We start from the raw sequence: 18212 nt of genomic DNA, 5'->3' as shown, positions 1-18212 counted from the left end.
GGGGGCTGTCAGGCCCGCTCCACGATCATCATGGCGTGTGGAAGGGGCGGGGCTCCGGGAGCGCGGCCTGTTCCGGGCGCGGTCTAGCCGGCCGCGGCAGCGCGGGCCGAGGCGAGCCGGGTGAAGCCCGCCAGGACGGCCGCGAGGAGGAGCAGGACGGCGCTGAAGACGAAGGTCGTGCGGTATCCGCTCGCGTCGAAGAGCAGCCCGCCCACCGTCGCGCCGAGGGTGATGGCGAGCTGGACGACGGCCACCATCAGGCCGCCGCCGGCCTCCGCCTCCTCCGGCAGCGTCCTCGCCAGCCAAGTCCACCAGCCGACCGGAGCCGAGGTGGCGAACAGGCCCCAAAGGCCGAGCAGCACGGCCGAGAGCCCGATCCAGCCCCCGATGGCGGTGAGCGCCACCGCGATCACGGCCATCAGCGCGGGGATGACAATCAGCGTGCGGTACAGGCCGCCCTCCAGGAAGCCGCCGATCAGGGTCGTGCCGATGAAGCCGGCCAGGCCCATGGCGAGCAGGATGAGCGACAGCGTGGGCACGTCGACATGGGCCACCATCTCCAGGAAGGGCCGCAGATAGGTGAAGAGCGCGAACTGGCCCATGAAGAAAAGGCTGACGGCAGCCATGCCCAGGGCGACCACGGGGCGGCCCAGCAGGCCGAAGACCCCGGCGGGGTTCGACCGGGTTTCCGGCCTCATGGAAGGAAGGCTCGCCAGCTGCCAGAGGAAGACGGCCGCCGCGACCGGCACGACGCAGAAGAAGGCCCCGCGCCATCCGATCAGCCCGCCGAGGAAGCTGCCCATCGGTGCCGCGACCACGGTCGCCAGCGCATTCCCCCCGTTCAGGATCGCCAGGGCGCGCGGCACCTGCCGGTCCGGCACGAGCCGCATGGCGGTGGCGGCCGACATCGACCAGAAGCCGCCGATCGCGACCCCGACGAGCGCGCGGCCGAGCATGAAGACGAGGTAGTTCGGCGCCACCGCCACGATCGCGCCGGAGACGACCATGAGGCCGGTCAGGCCCAGCAGCAGCACCTTCCGGTCGAGCCGTCCCGCGGCGGAGGCGATGAACAGGCTCGTCAACACGGCGAAGGCGCCGGAGACCGAGATCGCCTGCCCCGCCTGTCCCTCGCTGACCTGCAGGTCGGACGCGATCGGCGTCAGCAGGCTGACCGGCATGAACTCGGAGGCGACGAGGGCGAAGGCGCCGAGCGACAGCGCGAGGACGGCGCCCCAGGAGGCCCGCCCCTCATCGGCCGGGCTGCTCCCGGATGCGGCTTGCATCAGCATCTTCTTACCTTGACCCGTCATGGAGGCTGCGGGACGGCCATCGCCGGGGGCGGCGGTGCCGCACCCCGGCAGGAGCGCATCGAGAGCGGGGAAAGGCCCCCGGGAGGAACCCGGGAGCGAGGCCATGGCCGGGTTCCGCCCCGGCCTGCCGCGTGAGAGGTAGCCCGGGCACCAGTCAGCGATTAGCGGTTCCGTGCCGCATGGACCTATGAACGCAGTTCATCGATCCAGCCTGCCCCCCGCCGCAGGCCGGGCCTCAGCCGCGGTGGCGAAGCGCCTCCACCAGCGCGACGAAGGCGGGGGAGGATTGGCGACGGCTGGGATAGTAGAGGTAGTAGCCGTCCCAATGCGGCGAGAACTCCTGCAGCACGCGCTGGAGCCGCCCCTCCGCGACATAGGGCAGGATGATCGACTCCGGGATATAGGCGAGGCCGAAGCCGTCGAGCGCCGCCTCGAGGAGGTTGAAGGTGTTGCTGAAGGCGAGCTGGCCTTCGACCCGGATCCTGATCTCCCGCCCGTCCTCCTCGAACTCCCAGGCATAGAACCCGCCGGCGCTGGGCAGGCGGAAGTTGATGCAGGCGTGGTTGACGAGGTCCCTCGGCCGCGCCGGCCTCGTGCGGCCGGCGAAGTAGGAGGGCGAGCCCACGACCGCGAGGCAGAAATCCGGGCCGATGCGGGCGGAGATCATGTCCTTGGCGAGGTGCTCGCCCATCCGGACCCCCGCGTCGAACCGCTCCTCGACGATGTCGGTAAGGCCGTTGTCGAGGCTGAGCTCCACCTTCACGTCGGGGTAGCGCGGCAGGAAGCCCCGCAGCTTCGGCCACAGGACATGCGCGATCGCGTGGTCCGAGGCGACGATGCGGATGGTGCCGGCCGGCTTGTCGCGCAGCTCGCTCAGCGATTCGATCTGGTGCTCGATCTCCTCGAAATGCGGGCCGATGCCCTCGGCCAGGCGGGCGCCCGCCTCCGTCAGCGACACCGCCCGCGTGGTGCGGGTCAGGAGGCGCACACCGAGCCTCGTCTCCAACTGCCGGATCGTGTGGCTGAGGGCGGATTGCGAGACCCCTGCCTTGGCGGCGGCCCTGGTGAAGCTGCGCTCCCGGGCGACGGCCAGGAAGGCCAGCAGGTCGTTCACGCTGCCCCGCGGCATTCACGAAGTCCTCTCATGCTGTCTGGCCCCGGCTCTGCGCCGGTCACCGAACTGTCCGGCGTGATCCACGGAACGGCCGCTCCTGGGAAGCCGGCACGGGTCCGTGGATGGGCGCAGGGCCGCGCCGCCATCAAAGCGGCCGGACCATGCGGCCCGCCACTTCGGCGATGAGCGACCTCAGCCAGCGGTGCGCCGGATCGTGGCGGTACCGCACATGCCAGGCCATCTCGACCGGAAAGGTCCCGAGATCGACGGGCGATGGCAGGACCTTCAGCCGGGGGTCGTGCGCCAGCCTGCGGCAGATCAGCTCCGGCAGCGTCGCGCAGTAGTCCGTGACGGCGACCATCTCCGCGACCGCGAAGAAGTTGGTGACGGAGATGGCGACCTCGCGCCGGAGCCGCTGCTCCGCCATCGCCTGGAACAGCCCTGCCCGCATGCGGCCGGGCGGAACCACGTTGACGTGCCTGAGCCGCTCGAATCCCTCGCGGGTGAGGGTGTCGCCGACCTCGGGGTGGTCCGCCCGCACCACGCAGGCGAGCCCCTCATCCATGAGGTGCTGCACGACGAGATTGTCGGGCGGATCGACGATGCGGCCGAGCACCAGCGCGGTGGTGCCGGAGGTGATGCCGGTCTCGACCAGGTCGTTGCTGTAGGGGGTCAGCCGCAGCCTGATGCCGGGAGCCACTTGCCGCAGCCGCGCGACGATAGCGGGCACCAGCACGAACTCGACATAGCCATTGGGCGCGATGGTCAGGAGCCGGTCGGCCTTGGCGGGATCGAAGTCCTGCTGGCCGAGCACGGCGTCGTCCAGCCTCGCCAGCGCCTCGGCGATGCCGGGCGCCAGTTCCTGGGCCACCGCGGTCGGCTGGATGCCGTAGCGCTCGCGGATGAAGAGCTGGTCGCGCAGCATGACCCGCAGGCGTGAGAGCGCGTTCGACAGCGCCGGCTGCGTCATGCCCAGCCGCTCCGCCGCGCGCGTGACGCTACGCTCCTCCATGAGGGCGATGAAGATCGGCAGGAGGTTCAGGTCGTAGCGCATGACTTATAGTGTGAGATGAATATCTGAAATCAAGAAGATAAAGTTCTGGAATATCTCGGCCTGAGCCAAGTTCTGCCTGTCCGCAGGAGACGCGGATCGCGCAACGGAGGCTCAGATGACCAAGGGAACAGTGCTTGTGGCCGGTTCCAACGCCACGCGGATCGAGTTGCGGGGCGGCGGCACGGCCGCGATCGGGCAGTACCTCAACGAGACGGTCGTGCCCGCGATGGCGCTGATCAAGGCCGGCTACGACGTCGTGCTCGCCACCCCGGACGGAACCAGGCCGCATATCGACGAGGCCTCGGACTCCGTGCAGCATTTTGGAGGCGACGAGGCCGCCTATGCGCGCGCCCGGCGCTTCTACGCCGACGATCCCTCGATGAACGAGGTGCGCAGGCTGCGCTCGGTGGTGGAGGACGGGCTGGACCGCTTCGCCGGCCTCTTCGTGCCCGGCGGCCATGCGCCCGTGGTGGACCTGATGCAGGACGCCGATCTCGGCACGATCCTCCGCCACTTCCATGAGGCCGGAAAGCCGACGGCGCTGCTCTGCCATGGCCCGGTTGCCATCGTCGCGGCAATGCCCCGTGCCCGGGAGTTCCGCGCCGCACTGATCGCGGGCGACGAGGCGGGGGCGGCCGAGTATGCCCGGGGCTGGGCCTATGCGGGCTACCGGATGACCGTCTTCTCGGCCAGCGAGGAGAGGATTGCCGAGGACGCTCTCCTGCACGGCAAGCTGTACTTCGACATGCCCGAGGCGCTGCAGGCCGCGGGCGGCAGGGTGGGCGTCAATCCCGTGGACTTCGCGCCCAACGTGGTCGTCGACCGCGAGCTGATCACCGGCCAGAACCCGAGTTCCGACCATCAGCTTGCCGCCAGGCTGATCGAGGCGCTCGACCACGCGCTGGCAGAGGCGTGAGGACGCGCATGACGGGCGGGGCGCTTCGCCCCCGCCCCGCCGAGGCTGCACCTTCAGGAGAACATGGCGAGATGACCAACCAGGTTAAGATCATGGCGATCCTCGCCGCCCGGCCGGGAAAGGCCGCGGAACTCAGAACCCTGCTGGACGGGATGATCGCCCGGAGCCGCGCGGAACCGGGAAACCTGCGCTACGACCTGTGGCAGGACCAGGCCGATGCCGACCGCTTCGTGCTCGACGAGCTCTACGCCGATCGTGAGGCGGTGGCGGCCCATCGCGCGACCCCTCACTTCCAGAACTACCTGTCGGTCATCAACGACCTGGCGGATCGGACCGCCGTCGTTCTCGACCCGGCCGCGGTCGGCTGAAGCGGCGGAGCGGCCGGGATGGGCGCGGGGCGGGCAGCGGCGCGATGCCGGCCATCCACCTGACCCGGCTATTGGCCGTTCTTCGGGGACGGCCCGCGTTCCGGCGGCGCCGGCCATTGCCGCCGGGTTTCCTCCAACGGCACGGGCGGATCGCCCGCGACGACTTGCCGCGCCGCCGGCTCCTCCGTTTCCGGCGGGACCTGCTCCGCCCCGCCCTTTCCGGACGGCAGGAGGGAGAGCGGGTCGAACAGAAGGCTGACCAGGGCGCCCAGGGCCCGGATCAGCCCCCAGAACCCGTGCCAGATCGCGGAGAGGATCATGTCCATCGGTGAGCGAGATGGGCCTGGCCGTCCCCGCCCGCCATCCCCCGCGCCGAAGGGGCCGGGACGTCCCGGCCCCCCAACCCTCGCGGGCGCCGCGGCTATTCCCCCGCCCAGTCCACGCGGCGGGTGACGGCCATCACCACCGAGAGGGCGGCGAAGAGGGCGACGGTGCCGGCCAGCAGCGCGTAGGCTTCCAGGCTCAGCACCACGTAGAGGAAGCCGAACAGCCCGCCGAGGATCCCCGCGAAAAGCCCGGCCAGCGCCGCCCGCCGCGTGACCGCCGCCGTATAGGCCGAGGCCTGCGCCACCACCGCCGCGGTGCTGATCGCATAGGCCGCGGCGAAGCCCAGCGGCTCCCCGAAGGCGAGCAGCAGCAGCGGGAAGAGCACGACGGAGAGGCCGAGCAGCCCGTACTGCACGAGGTGGATCCGCACCCCCGCCACCAGCTCGAACAGCACGTAGGTGAGGAAGGCGAGCGCCAGGAACATCGCTGCGTATTTCGAGGCGCGGGTGACCATGCGATAGGTCGGCACCGCCTCCAGCAGGTCCACGCCGACGCTCGTGCCCGAGGCGGTCAGGGCCTGGCACCAGCTGCTGCCGAGGGAACGGACCAGGGGCTGGCCCGTGCCCTCCTGCCAGTTCGCGCTGAAGCCCGTCTCCGTCACGTCGGAGCGCACGGGCAGCCCGGCGCCGGTGAAGCTCGGCGTCGGCCAGGGCGCGGCGACGGAGAGCTCCGCCCGGCGCGCCAGGGGCAGCAGGCCGAAGCTGCCGGTTCCGCGCATGGACAGGCCGCCCGCCAGCGTCAGGGTGCGGCCGGGCTCCGGCGGGCCGTCCAGCCCCAGGTCCCAGCGCACCAGCTCGGCCCCGAAGCAGTTGGCGTCGGGCGCGTCGCGGGCCGAGAGGTCGCGCCCATCCGCCGAGAGGCGGGCGCCGGCGGCGGCGGAGCGCAGGTCGCTGGCGCCGGTGACGAGGAAGGCCTCCCGCCACAGCAGCTCTGTCTCCGGTTCCGCGGTGATCGCGGGCACGGCGATGGTGGCGGTGAGCGCGACCTCCGCCTCGTAGACCACCGCCTCGAACAGCCCGCGCCGGCGGCGCTCCGGCGCCAGCCGTGCCTCCGCCCCCAGCCGCGTGGGGAGCACGGCCACGGCCCCGCGGTCCCAGCGCATCGGGCCGGTCTCGTTCACGGCGCGCGGGGCGGGGGCGCGGGTCGGCACGACCAGCACGGGGCCGAGCACGGACTGGGCCGGGCCCCAGCTGCGGGCAATGCCCTCCCGCACCTGGTCCTGGTAGGATTCGCGCTCCTCGATCACGCCCTCGATCATGAGGTGGGGCAGCAGCAGCACCAGCAGCAGCCCGCCGACGAGGGCGAGCTTGCCCGCGCGCCCGAGCTTCAGCGGTGGGCGGGGTTGCGCGGCGGGGATGGGGGAGGGATGGGGGATGTCGCTCACGGTCTTGGCCTCCGGGGATGAGGCGGTCATCCTCGCGGCCCGCCGTGCCCGGCCGATGACGCGGGCGGGGAAAGGCGGTGCCGGGCCCGTGCAAATCCGGTGCAGACGGGGAGGGGCATGGCGCGGATCCTGATCGTGGACGACGACCCGGCGATCCGGGATGTCGTGCGCTTCGCCCTCTCCCGCGCCGGCTACGCCACGCTGGAGGCCGCCGACGGCGCCGCGGGTCTCGCCGCCGCGCGGGAGGCGCTGCCCGACCTCGTCGTGCTGGACGTGATGCTGCCGGAGATGGACGGCACGGAGATGTGCCGCGCCCTCCGCGCCTCAGGCGGGGCCGCAGCCGCGATCCCCGTGCTGTTCCTCTCCTCGCGCGACGACGAGGTGGACCGCGTCGTGGGGCTGGAGATCGGCGGCGACGACTACCTCACCAAGCCCTTCAGCCCGCGGGAGCTGGTGGCGCGGGTGCGGGCCGTGCTGCGGCGCGGGGCGCCGGTCGCGGCGGTCCCGGCGCCGGTGGACGAGGTGCTGCGCCATGGCCGCCTGGCCCTGGATCCCGGCACGGCGCGCGTGACCTGGGACGGGCGGGAAGTGGTGCTGACGGCCACCGAGTTCGGCCTGCTCCGCACCCTCATGCGCCGCCCGGGCCGCGTGCTGAACCGCGACGCGCTGATGGACGGCGCCTACACGGTGGAGCGGATCGTGTCCGACCGCACCATCGACAGCCACGTCCGGCGCCTGCGCGCGAAGTTCGCCGCCCTCGGCGCCGCGCCGGTGGAGACGCTGCCGGGCTTCGGCTACCGGCTCGGGCCGTGCGATTAGATGGGTGCGAATAGACGCGCGCGACCAGGCGTCGGCATCATGGAGTTTGGCGCATGATCGTGTTCTGGCAGGGCCGCGGACACTGGGTGATCTTCCTCGCGGCGCTCGCGATGTTCCTGCCCCTCATCGTCCTGCGGCAGGTGGACGGGCCGGAGGTGGACCGCGCCGTCGCGGTCACCATGGGGCTGGCAGGCATCGCTACCCTCGTGCTCGGGCTGCGCTGGAACCGCGGTGGGCCGACGCAGCACTCCTTCTGGGGGATCCCTTTGCAGATCTGGGCGGCCCCGATGCTCCTCTTCGCGGTTCTGCTGGGCACTGGCACCATCACCACGGCCGAGGAGCCCGATGGCGAGCGGCCGGCCCGCGTCGTGACCGAGGGCGGCCGGAAGTAGCCGCCGGGCACCGCCCCGCGATGCCCGCCTTCCGGCGCCCGCGCCTGCGGACCCTCCTGCTGCTGAGCAACCTCGTCGTGCTCGTCCTGCCCGTCACGGGCTTCTGGGCGCTGCGCCTGTATGAGAGCGCGCTGGTGCGGCAGACCGAGACGGAGCTGCGCGCCCAGGCCGCTGTCCTGGCCGGCGCGTGGCGCGCGGCGCGGGGCATCGCGCCGGAGAGCCTCGCGGACGGCCTGACGACCCGCGCGCTGGAGACGGCGCGCCGCCGCGGCCTGGACCTGGCCCACGACACCGTGCTGCCCCTGGCCCCCGATCCGCGCCCCGGCCCGCCCCCCGAGCCAGAGGCCGCCGCGGCCGGCGCCCGCCTGCTGCCCGTGCTGCGCGACACCCAGGCCGTGACGCTCGCGGCCCTGCGCCTGCTGGATGCCTCGGGCGTGGTGGTGGCCTCCACCGGCGCCGACACCGGCCTCTCCCTCGCCGGGCTGGAGGAGGTGGAGGCGGCGCGCGCGGGCCGCCCGCTGGCCGTGCTGCGCCGGCGGGAGAAGATCGCGACCGAGGTTCCCGGCGGCATCAGCCGCACCGCCGGCCTGCGCGTCCACCTCGCCATGCCCGTGCTGGACGGGGAGAGGGTGGACGCGGTCATCCTCCTCTCCCGCACCCCTTCCACCGTCACCCAAACCGTCTCGGGCAAGGTGCCGGAAATCGCGGCGGTGGCGCTGCTGCTGCTGCTGCTCGTGGCCGCCCTCGCGGCCCTCGCCTCCCGCCTCATCACCCGCCCGCTGGATGTCGTGGTGCGCGCCGCGCGCGAGGTGGCCGCCGGCGGCACCGCGCGCCTGCCGCCCGTGCCCCGCACCGCCGTGCGCGAGGCCGCCGAGCTGTCCGAGGCCATCGCCCGCATGACCGCCACGCTGGAGGGCCGCGCCACCTATGTCCGCGGCCTGGCCGCCCATGTCAGCCACGAGTTCAAGACGCCGCTTGCGGCCATGCGCGGCGCCGCCGAGCTGCTGGCCGAGCACGGCGAGGCCATGTCGCCCGAGGAGCGCGCCCGCTTCGCCACGACGATCGAGGACGGCGTGGCGCGGCTGGACCGCCTCGTCGGCGGCCTTCTCGCCCTTGCCCGCGCCGACATGGCCGCGGCCGGCGGCCGCTCCGCCCTGCGCCCGCTGGCCGAGGCCGCCGCCGCCCGCTATCCCGCCCTCCGCGTCACGATCTCCGGCGAGGCCGGGGCTGCCATTGCCCCGCAGGCCGTCGCGACGGTGCTGGACAGCCTGCTCGGCAACGCCCTGGCCCATGCCGGGCCCGGCACCACCGTGGCTGTCACCCTCCGCCAGGACGCCGCGACCGCTACGATGACCGTCTCCGACGACGGCCCCGGCCTCTCCCCCGCCAACGCCGCCCGCGCCTTCGACCCCTTTTTCACCACGGCGCGGGAGGCGGGCGGAACCGGGCTCGGCCTGGCCATCGCGCGATCCCTGGTGGAGGGCGCGGGCGGGCGGATCGAGGTGATGCCCGCGGTGCAGGGCGCGCGCTTTCGTATCGTCCTGGCGCGGGCGGTTCCGGAGGCTTCCTGACGGCGTGGTTCTGGTGGCCCAGGGGGAGAGAAGGAGTTCTCTCCTCCTGGGCCCCCTCTCATCTTTTTCTGGTCCGCTGCCGCGGGATACCCGTCTGGCGGCGCGCCTGAGGTCGATGACCTCAGGCGACTGACAGCGCGGCCAGGACTGACGCGGATCTAGGATCCCTTCGTTGCCGCCCGTCGATCATCGCATCCGCGGCAGCCCGATGCAGGTCCAGGAGGCTCAGCCTCCTGGCGGAGGGTTCCAGGGAGGCGGCGCCTCCCTGGGGCCGTGCTCGCAATCCTCAGGCGTTCTCGAGATAGGTCGCCGGCCGGCGCCGCGCGGCCAGGGCGTCGAGGACGGCGAGTTGCCGGGGCAGGCAGACGCGGCGGAGGTCGTAGCGCGCCTTGATCGTCTCGCGGCCGGCCTGGCGGAGCGGATCGAAGCGCCTGGGGTCAGCCAGCACTTCCGCAATGCGGCGGGCCAGGGCGTCGTGGTCGAAGAAGTCCGTCAGAAGGCCGTTCCGCCCGTCCTCGATCACCTCCTGCACGGGTGGGGTGGCGGAGCCGAGGATGAGAGTGCCGCAGCCCATCGCCTCCAGCACGCTCCAGGAGAGAACGAAGGGAAGCGTGAGATAGACGTGGACGGAGGCGACGCGGAACAGCGCGTGCAGGGCCGGGTGGGGGATCTGGCCGAGGAAGTGGACGCGCGCGGGGTCCAGCGGGCCGGTCTCGGCCAGCATCGCCTCCCGCCAGGTCGCCGCGTTCTGGGGCGGGGCGCCGTAGCTGGTGCCGTTGCCGCCCACGATCACCACGCGGGCGTTGGGGCGCGCGGCCAGCAGCGCGGGCAGGGCCCGCATGAAGGTAGGGAAGCCGCGATAGGGTTCCAGGTTCCGGGCGACGTAGGTCACCACCTCGTCCCCACGTTTCAGCACGGTGCCGTCCGGCAGGGTGAAGCGCGCGGCGGGATCGGGGCGGCAGACCGCGGTGTCGATGCCCTCGTGCACCACGCTCATGCGGTCCTGGAACCAGTCCGGGAAGCGGGCGCGCTGCCAGCGCGTGGGGGTCATGCCCCAGTCGGAGGCCTGGACGGAGGCGAGGAGGGGCATGTTCAGGCCGCGCACGCGGACGGCGTCCTGCACCGTGGTCGGCCTGCCCGGTTCGAAGCCGACATCGGCGCCGGTCGGGCTGTAGAAGAACTCCGCGTAGAGGAGCAGAGCCGTGGAGGGGAAGACATCCTTCAGGAACAGGGTGTCGCCCCAGCCGATATGGCTGAAGATGACGTCGGGGACGAAACCGTCGCGCCGCAGTTCCAGCGCGTGGGCCGCCACCTTCTCCGCGCGGGCTGCGGCGGCGTGGGTGGGGCGGGCGGAGCGGTGGACGGCATCGGGCGCCGGCGGGGGCGGCTCGTAGACCCGCAGGGTCACGCCATCGGGCACGGGAGCTTTGCGCGCGCCGATCCCGACCACCTGGGTTCCCCGCCGGGCAGCAAGGGCGGGCAGAAGGTGGGCATACTGGCCCGGGAAGTTCGGATGAACGAGCAGGACCCTCATGGAATCCGGTATTCCCGGCCGGCTACCGCCTGACAAGGCCCTGTTCCGGAGGCCTGTCTTCCGGGCGCCGGGGCTGGCCGGGCTGTGACCGGACCTGCCTTGCTTTGGGACGGCCCGGCGGGCGAGGATCGCGGCCAGGACGACGATCCGCGCCCCGCTGGCGCCGGTCCGTCCCGCTGCCAAGAGGGCGGTAGAAAGGGGGACGAGGATGCCGCAGGGCGAGGTGGCCGCAGCCGGGTTCAGCGAGACGCCGACCGGCGTTTCCCTTCTCCATCCCTTCCTGCGCGCACCGGACGCCAAGAGCGGCAACGTCTCCGCTTGGCGCCTTCCGATCGAGGGGCCGCTCCTGCTCTGCACGCGCCGCTTCGCCGATGCCCGCGGTTCCGTCTGCGAGACCTATAGCGAGCGCGATTTCCAGGCGCTGGGCGTGACGGAGCGCTTCGTGCAGGACAACCACTCCCTCTCCCGCGCGGCCGGGACGCTGCGCGGGATGCACTTCCAGGCGCCGCCGGCCGCACAGGCGAAGCTCGTCCGCGTGCTGCGCGGGGCGATCCTGGACGTGATCGTGGACCTGCGCCGGGGTTCCGCCAGCTTCGGCCGCCACGTCGCCTGCAACATGTCGGGGGAGGGGGCGGAGCAGCTCTACGTGCCCGCCGGCTTCGCGCACGGCTTCGTCACCCTCGAGGCGGAGACGGAGGTCGCCTACAAGGTGGACGATTTCTACGCCCCCGAGCTGGATCGCGGACTGGCCTGGGACGACCCGGAGCTTGGCCTGCCCTGGCCCGAACTGCCCGGCGGCCCCATCCTCTCGGACAAGGATCGCCTCCATCCCCGCCTGCGGGACCTGCCCCCCTTCTTCTGAGGCCCGCCCCATGCGCGTGCTGATCGCCGGCCGCACGGGCCAACTGGCCCGGGCGCTTCAGGACCGCCTTCCCCGGGACGGGCACGGCGTGATCGCGCTGGGGCGGCCGGAGCTGGACCTGGGCGATCCTGCGGGCATCGCGCGGACAGTGGATGCGGCGGCGCCGGACGCGGTGGTGAACGCGGCCGCCTACACGGCTGTGGACCGGGCGGAGGCGGAGCCGGAACCGGCCTTCGCCATCAATGCGGAGGGCGCGGGGAGGCTGGCCCGGGCGGCCGCCGACCGCGACATCCCCTTCGTGCAGGTCTCCACCGACTACGTCTTCGGCGGGGATGGCGGGGCCCCTCTCGATGAGGCGGCGCCCACCGGGCCCCTCAATGTCTATGGCCGCTCCAAGCTGGCGGGGGAGGCGGCCGTCCTCGCCGCGCACCCGCGCAGCCTCGTCCTCCGCGCGGCCTGGGTCTGCGGCCCGCACGGCTCCAACTTCCTCCGCACCATGCTGCGGCTCGGGGCGGAGCGGGAGCAGCTCTCCGTCGTCTCCGACCAGCTCGGCGCCCCGACCTTCGCCGAGGATCTCGCCGACGCGATCGCCCGCCTGCTGCCCGCGCTGGCGGCCCGGCCCGCCGGCGATCCGGGCTTCGGGATCTTTCACCTCACGGGCTGGCCGCACACCAGCTGGCACGGCTTCGCGGAGGCGATCTTCAAGGAAGCCGCCGCCCGCGGCCGGAGGGTGCCGGCGCTGACAGCCATCCCGAGCGCGGCTTATCCGGCCCCGGCCCGCCGGCCGGCCGATGCGCGCCTGGACTGCGGGCGCATCGAACGGATCCACGGTATCCCGGCGCCGGACTGGCGGGTGTCCCTGTCGCGCTGCCTCGACGCGCTCCGGGATGAGGGGCAGTAGGCGGGGCTGCAGCGCCGTCTCTGGTCCTTCACTGTCGGTCTGTCCCGGGGAGAGGAAGAAGGAATTCTTCCTCTCCCCGGACCCCTCACCTTCATCTTCTTCTAGCGGTTGGTCCTGTTTTGCTGACGGTGCGCCTCGGGTCCACGACCCGAGGCGACTGCAGGGGCAGGATCAATCCCCTCACGCCGAAGCCCATGTCAGGACGGCACAGGCGGCGGCCAGACGGGGATCCAAGGGCCTCAGGCCCTTGGCGGAGGTTCCAGGGGGCGGCGCCCCCTGGTTCCGGACCGATCAGGCCATGGCAACCGGGGCTCGGCAGCCCAGGAGGAAGATGCGGACGGAGGTGCGGATGCGGCGGGCCAGGGTGTCTTCGGGCACCCGGGCCTCGAGGCCGGCGAGAAGCTCGTGGTGGAAGGCGCCGAGCGCCATGCCGATGAGCATGCGGGCGGCCTCGGCGGGGTCGGGCATGTCGTAGGCCCCGGTCCGGCCGAGTTCGGCCAGGTAGTCGTCCAGGGCAAGGCGGGCGATCTCCGGCTCGCCGGCGGGGGCGGGTAGCGGACGGGGGAGCTGCCCGGCCTCCGCCACCGCGATGCGGGTCAGGGCGATGTGGCTGTCCCGCAGAATCATGGCGGCGAGGTCGGCCAGGAAGGCTTCCAGCGCCTCTTCGGGGGGCAGCGTGGTGGCCACGGGCAGTCGCTCGAAGGCGCGGCGGGAGGTCGCCAGGAGTTCCTGGAACAACTCCTCCTTCGAGTTGAAGAGCTTGTAGAGGGTCTTCTTTGAGCATCCGGCGCCCCGGGCCACGGTGTCCATCGTGGTCAGGCGGAAGCCCTGGGCGACGAAGGCGGCCTCGGCGGCAGCCATGATGCGGATTCTGGGATCGCCTCGCTCCGCCGTACAGGGGAAGTCCAGGGCCGGCACGCTGATGCTCACGTTAACTCCATTTCACCTGGGGCTGCTGCACTGCAACAAGGAGCCTTGACGGCGAACCGGAAACGGCAGAGTTTCCGGCTTGCGGAAACTAGAAAGTTTCCCAGTGTTACGCAAGGGATTGCGAGGCCTTTCATGACGAGCTTCACGAACGAGCCGCGACGGTCCCGGCCCGCCAGCCGGCGGGATGCCCTGCTGGGCGGGCTGGCCCTGGTGGCGGCCCTGACGGTAGCGGGGTGCGACGACAAAGCGGAGGCTGAGGGCAAGGGCGCGAATGCCGGCCCGCCCCCCACCGTCTCGGTCGTGAGCCTGCGGCCGGAGGCGGTGACGCTCAACACCACCCTGCCCGGGCGGACCGCGGCCTTTGAGGTGGCGGAGATCCGGCCCCAGGTGGGCGGGGTGATCCGCGAGCGGAAGTTTCGCGAGGGGCAGCAGGTGAAGGCCGGTGACCCGCTGTTCCAGATCGACCCCGCCCCCTATCGGGCGGCCCTGGCAAGCGCGGAGGCCGCGCTGGACAAGGCGCAGGCGACGCTGGGCCAGGCGCGGGTGACGGTGACACGCTACCGCCCGCTGGTGCAGCAGAACGCGGTCAGCCGGCTGGACTACGACAACGCGGTGGCCACGCAGAAGCAGGCGGAGGCGGATGTCGCCTCTAGCCAGGCCTCGGTCCAGACCGCGCGGATCAACCTGGGCTACACCAACATCACCTCTCCCATCGAGGGGCGGACCGGCCGCGCCGCGGTGACGGTGGGCGCGCTGGTGACGGCGGACCAGACGACCGCCCTCATGACGGTGACGCGGCTGGACCCGATCTATGTGGACGTGACCCAGCCCGCCTCCACCCTGCTGCGGCTGCGGCGGGACATGGAGTCCGGGAGCCTGCGCCGGGCGAGCGACACGGCGGCCGAGGTGCGGCTGCTGATGGAGGACGGGACCGAGTACGCTCGCCCCGGCCAGCTCCAGGTTTCCGAGGTGACGGTGGAGCCGACCACCGGCGCGGTGACCCTGCGCGCGGTGTTCCCCAACCCCGATGGCGTGCTGATGCCCGGCATGTTCGTCCGCGCCCGGCTGGCCGAGGGTGTTTCCGACGCGCTTCTCGTGCCGCAACAGGCGGTGACGCGGAACTATCGCGGCCAGGCCGTGGCGAAGGTGGTGCAGGCGGACGGCACGGTGCAGGAGCGCGTGCTGGATGCCGGCCAGGCCGTCGGCACGCGCTGGGTGGTGAATGCCGGGCTGCAGCAGGGCGACAAGGTGATCGTCCAGGGCGCGCAGAACGTGCAGCCCGGCGCGAAGCCCCAGATCGAGGAGATCACGCTGGAGGAGCTGGACCGCCGGTCCCGCCAGCCGGCGCCGGGGGGGCAGCCCCAGGGACAGCCCCAGGGGCAGGGACAGGAGGGCGGCGGGCCGCCCGAGGCACAGAGGGAGCAGCGGCCGCAGGGCCAGCAGGCTTCCCGGCAGGGCTGAGGCCGCATCATGGCACGCTTCTTCATCGACCGGCCGGTCTTCGCCTGGGTCATCGCGCTCGCGATCATGCTGATCGGCCTGATCTGCCTGCGGACCCTGCCGGTCTCGCAGTATCCAAACATCGCGCCGCCCACGATCCGCATCTCGCTCAGCTACTCCGGCGCCTCAGCGGAGACCGTACAGAACACGGTGGTGCAGCCCATCGAGCAGCAGATGACCGGGCTGGACGGGCTGCTCTACTTCACCTCCACCAGCAACCGCGACGGCAGCGCCACGATTGAGCTGACCTTCGCCCAGGGCACCAATGCCGATACGGCGCAGGTGCAGGTGCAGAACAAGCTGTCGCTCGCCGAGCCACGCCTGCCGGAGACCGTGCGCCAGCAGGGCATCCGCGTGGCGAAGGCCAGCCGCGCCAACCTCATGGTCATCGGCTTCGTCTCCAAGGACGGGACGATGACCAGCAGCGACCTAGCGGACTTCATCGCCAGCAACGTGCAGGACCCGATCACCCGCACCACGGGGGTGGGCGACTACAACCTGTTCGGATCGCAGTATGCCATGCGGATCTGGCTCGATCCCGCGAAGCTGACCGCGTTCAACATGATCCCGTCGGATGTCTCGGCGGCGGTGCAGTCGCAGAACGTGCAGGTGGCCTCCGGCGAGTTGGGCGCGCGCCCGGCGCTGCCCGGCCAGCAGCTGAACGCCACGCTGATCGGGCCGAGCTACCTGAACACGCCGGAGCAGTTCGGTGCCATCCTGCTGCGGGTGAACCAGGACGGGTCCCAGGTGCGGCTGCGCGACGTGGCGCGGATCGAGCTGGGCGCGCAGAGCTTCGCGGTCAGCGCCCAGTTCAACGGCCGCGCCTCCGCCGCCATCAGCGTGCAGCTGGCCAGCGGCGCCAACGCCGTCTCCACCGCCAATGCGGTGCGGGCGACGATTGAGCGGCTGCGCCCGACCTTCCCCTCCAACCTGGAGGTGGTCTACCCCTTCGACACCACGCCTTTCGTGGAGATCTCCATCCATGAGGTGGTGAAGGCGCTGGTCGAGGCGATGGTCCTCGTCTTCGTCGTCATGTACGTCTTCCTGCAGAACTTCCGGGCGACGCTGATCCCCACGCTGGCCATCCCCGTGGTGCTGCTGGGCACCTTCGCGGTCCTGGCGCTGGCGGGCTATTCCATCAACACGCTGACCATGTTCGCCATGGTGCTGGCCATCGGCCTGCTGGTGGACGACGCCATCGTGGTGGTGGAGAACGTGGAGCGCGTGATGGAGACCGAGGGGGTTTCCCCCCTGGAAGCCACGCGCAAGTCCATGGACCAGATCTCCGGCGCGCTGGTGGGCATCGCCATGGTGCTCTCGGCGGTGTTCCTGCCGATGTTCTTCTTCGCGGGCTCCGCGGGCGTGATCTACCGGCAGTTCTCCCTCACCATCATCACCGCCATGACCCTCTCGGTGATCGTGGCGCTGGTTTTCACCCCCGCCCTCTGCGCCACCATCCTGAAGCGGCCCAAGAACCACGGGCCGAAGCGCGGGGTCTTCGGCCTGTTCAACCGCGGCTTCGACCGCATGACGAACGGCTATGTCGGCGGTGTCGGGATCATGGCGCGCCGGCCCTGGCGCTTCATGATCGTCTGGGCGGCGATGGCCGCCGGCCTCGCCCTGCTCTTCGTCCGCCTGCCCTCCTCCTTCCTCCCGAACGAGGACCAGGGCGTGTTCTACGTGCAGATCGCCGGCCCGCCGGGCGCGACGGTGGAGCGCACGCAGAACGCGCTGGACGAGGTGACGCGGTACCTGCTGAACGACGAGAAGGCGGATGTGGAATCTGTCTACGGCATCACTGGCTTCAGCTTCGCCGGCCGCGGCCAGAATTCAGGCATGGCCTTCGTCCGCCTCCGGCACTGGGATGACCGCGAAGGTGGCGAACACACGGCCCAGGCCATCGCCAACCGGGTGATCAAGCGCTTCGCGGGCTATCGGGACGCGCGGATCCTCGCCTTCTCCCCACCCGCCGTGTCCGAACTGGGCAATGCCACGGGCTTCGAGATGCAGCTGATGGCGCTCTCCGGCCAGGGCCCGACGGAGCTGAACGCGGCGCGCGACAAGCTGCTGGCGGCGGCCGCCAGAAGCCCCATCCTCGTCGGCGTGCGCCCGAACAGCCAGCCGGACGAGCCCCAGTACAAGCTGGAGATCGACTGGGAGCGGGCGAGCGCGCTCGGCCTCTCCGTCACCGACATCAACAACACCCTCTCCGCCGCCTTCGGCTCCACCTATGCCGGGGACTTTCTGGACCGCGGGCGCATCAAGCGCGTCTACCTCCAGTCCGAGGCGGCCTACCGCATGCTGCCGACCGACCTCGCCCAGTGGTTCGTCCGCAACGGCACGGGCACGATGGTGCCCTTCAACACCTTCGCCCGCGCGAACTGGGAGATCGGCTCGCCGGGCCTGGCGCGGTTCAACGGCATCAACGCGGTCGAGATCCAGGGCGACGCGGCGCCGGGGCAGAGCACGGGCGCGGCGATGGCGGAGATGGAGCGGCTGGCCAAGGAGCTTCCCCAGGGCTTCGGGGTGGAGTGGAGCGGCCTCTCCTACGAGGAGCGCGCCTCCGGCGCCCAGGCCGGGCCGCTCTACGCCATCTCGCTGATCGTGGTCTTCCTCTGCCTCGCTGCGCTCTATGAGAGCTGGGCCATCCCGGTCTCCGTGCTGCTGGTGGTGCCGCTCGGCGTTTTCGGCGCGGTGGCCGCCACTTGGCTGCGCGGCCTCTCCAATGACGTCTACTTCCAGGTGGGCCTCCTCACCACCGTTGGCCTCTCGGCGAAGAACGCGATTCTGATCGTGGAATTCGCCAAGGAGCACTTTGAGACGGGTGAGGACCTGCTGAAATCCGCGCTGCACGCGGCGCGGGAACGGCTGCGTCCGATCCTGATGACCTCGCTCGCCTTCGTCCTCGGCGTCGTGCCGCTGGCGATTGCGACCGGGGCGGGGGCGGGCGGGCGCGTGGCGATCGGCACGGGCATTATCGGCGGCGTCGTCACCGGCACGGTGCTGGCGATCTTCTTCGTGCCGCTCTTCTTCGTGCTGGTGCTCGGGTTGTTCCGCACGAAGCGGGCGATCGACGTGGAGAAGGAGCGCCAGGCCGAGCAGGAGGCCCAGACGGACCGGAACACGCAGCCCCAGCCCGCGGCGGGCGACTGAGGACCAGGGATCGACAC

The 18212-nt window shown here is 71.7% G+C and carries 16 protein-coding genes; 9 read left to right on the top strand and 7 right to left on the bottom strand.

Annotated features, from left to right (window positions below; genetic code table 11):
* Positions 1-83: 83 nt before the first annotated feature.
* The 3 genes from J5Y10_RS15820 to J5Y10_RS15810 all read right to left on the bottom strand — a co-directional run bounded on the left by J5Y10_RS15820 (position 84) and on the right by J5Y10_RS15810 (position 3478).
* Positions 84-1283 carry an MFS transporter gene (locus tag J5Y10_RS15820; protein ID WP_209374999.1) on the bottom strand — a complete coding sequence of 400 codons (1200 nt, stop codon included), beginning with the start codon at positions 1281-1283 and terminating at the stop codon, positions 84-86.
* A 262-nt stretch (positions 1284-1545) separates the two neighbouring features.
* Positions 1546-2439, bottom strand: coding sequence for a LysR family transcriptional regulator (locus J5Y10_RS15815; protein WP_209374998.1), 894 nt, complete (start codon positions 2437-2439; stop codon positions 1546-1548).
* A 130-nt stretch (positions 2440-2569) separates the two neighbouring features.
* The gene (locus J5Y10_RS15810; RefSeq protein WP_209374997.1) at positions 2570-3478 is read right to left on the bottom strand and encodes a LysR family transcriptional regulator; all 909 of its coding nucleotides are present in this window, start codon (positions 3476-3478) and stop codon (positions 2570-2572) included.
* A 115-nt stretch (positions 3479-3593) separates the two neighbouring features.
* Here J5Y10_RS15810 and J5Y10_RS15805 point away from each other — a divergent pair, with 115 nt between their 5' ends.
* A complete protein-coding gene (locus J5Y10_RS15805) occupies positions 3594-4394 on the top strand; it encodes a type 1 glutamine amidotransferase domain-containing protein (RefSeq protein WP_209374996.1) in 801 nt (266 codons plus the stop codon).
* Positions 4395-4465: 71 nt separating this feature from the next.
* Positions 4466-4762 carry a putative quinol monooxygenase gene (locus J5Y10_RS15800; protein ID WP_209374995.1) on the top strand — a complete coding sequence of 99 codons (297 nt, stop codon included), beginning with the start codon at positions 4466-4468 and terminating at the stop codon, positions 4760-4762.
* A gap of 68 nt (positions 4763-4830) precedes the next feature.
* Here J5Y10_RS15800 and J5Y10_RS15795 read toward each other — a convergent pair whose 3' ends face one another.
* Positions 4831-5082, bottom strand: coding sequence for a hypothetical protein (locus J5Y10_RS15795; protein WP_209374994.1), 252 nt, complete (start codon positions 5080-5082; stop codon positions 4831-4833).
* Between the two features lie 101 nt (positions 5083-5183).
* Positions 5184-6533, bottom strand: coding sequence for a cell envelope integrity protein CreD (gene creD, locus J5Y10_RS15790; RefSeq protein ID WP_209374993.1), 1350 nt, complete (start codon positions 6531-6533; stop codon positions 5184-5186).
* Positions 6534-6650: 117 nt separating this feature from the next.
* Between creD and J5Y10_RS15785 the strand changes: the two genes are divergently transcribed.
* From J5Y10_RS15785 to J5Y10_RS15775, 3 genes are read left to right on the top strand one after another with little or no spacing between them, the layout of a single operon-like run.
* Entirely contained in the window at positions 6651-7352 is a 702-nt protein-coding gene (locus J5Y10_RS15785; RefSeq protein WP_209374992.1) for a response regulator transcription factor, read from the top strand.
* A 53-nt stretch (positions 7353-7405) separates the two neighbouring features.
* The gene (locus J5Y10_RS15780; protein ID WP_209374991.1) at positions 7406-7744 is read left to right on the top strand and encodes a hypothetical protein; all 339 of its coding nucleotides are present in this window, start codon (positions 7406-7408) and stop codon (positions 7742-7744) included.
* Between the two features lie 20 nt (positions 7745-7764).
* Positions 7765-9315: a sensor histidine kinase gene (locus J5Y10_RS15775; RefSeq protein ID WP_209374990.1), complete on the top strand. Its 1551-nt coding sequence runs from the start codon at positions 7765-7767 to the stop codon at positions 9313-9315.
* A 286-nt stretch (positions 9316-9601) separates the two neighbouring features.
* Here J5Y10_RS15775 and J5Y10_RS15770 read toward each other — a convergent pair whose 3' ends face one another.
* Positions 9602-10849 carry a glycosyltransferase gene (locus J5Y10_RS15770; RefSeq protein WP_209374989.1) on the bottom strand — a complete coding sequence of 416 codons (1248 nt, stop codon included), beginning with the start codon at positions 10847-10849 and terminating at the stop codon, positions 9602-9604.
* Between the two features lie 208 nt (positions 10850-11057).
* On the opposite strand from J5Y10_RS15770, the gene rfbC reads away from it, so the two are divergent.
* Both rfbC and rfbD read left to right on the top strand, forming a co-directional pair.
* Positions 11058-11711, top strand: a complete 654-nt coding sequence (rfbC, locus tag J5Y10_RS15765) for a dTDP-4-dehydrorhamnose 3,5-epimerase (RefSeq protein ID WP_209374988.1) — start codon at positions 11058-11060, stop codon at positions 11709-11711.
* A gap of 10 nt (positions 11712-11721) precedes the next feature.
* Complete coding sequence (rfbD, locus tag J5Y10_RS15760) at positions 11722-12612, top strand: dTDP-4-dehydrorhamnose reductase (RefSeq protein ID WP_209374987.1); 891 nt, start codon at positions 11722-11724, stop codon at positions 12610-12612.
* A 291-nt stretch (positions 12613-12903) separates the two neighbouring features.
* On the opposite strand, the gene J5Y10_RS15755 is transcribed toward rfbD, so the two are convergent.
* Positions 12904-13473: a TetR/AcrR family transcriptional regulator gene (locus J5Y10_RS15755; protein WP_209374986.1), complete on the bottom strand. Its 570-nt coding sequence runs from the start codon at positions 13471-13473 to the stop codon at positions 12904-12906.
* 201 nt (positions 13474-13674) lie between these two features.
* Here J5Y10_RS15755 and J5Y10_RS15750 point away from each other — a divergent pair, with 201 nt between their 5' ends.
* A complete protein-coding gene (locus tag J5Y10_RS15750; protein WP_209374985.1) occupies positions 13675-15003 on the top strand; it encodes an efflux RND transporter periplasmic adaptor subunit in 1329 nt (442 codons plus the stop codon).
* 9 nt (positions 15004-15012) lie between these two features.
* Positions 15013-18195, top strand: coding sequence for an efflux RND transporter permease subunit (locus tag J5Y10_RS15745; protein WP_209374984.1), 3183 nt, complete (start codon positions 15013-15015; stop codon positions 18193-18195).
* Positions 18196-18212 lie beyond the last annotated feature (17 nt).

It is taken from the genome of Roseomonas indoligenes, assembly GCF_017813365.1.
In the GTDB taxonomy this organism is placed as follows: domain Bacteria; phylum Pseudomonadota; class Alphaproteobacteria; order Acetobacterales; family Acetobacteraceae; genus Roseomonas; species Roseomonas indoligenes.
The sequence above is the reverse complement of the archived record's forward strand: the minus strand, read 5'-3'. Positions and strand labels throughout refer to the sequence as shown.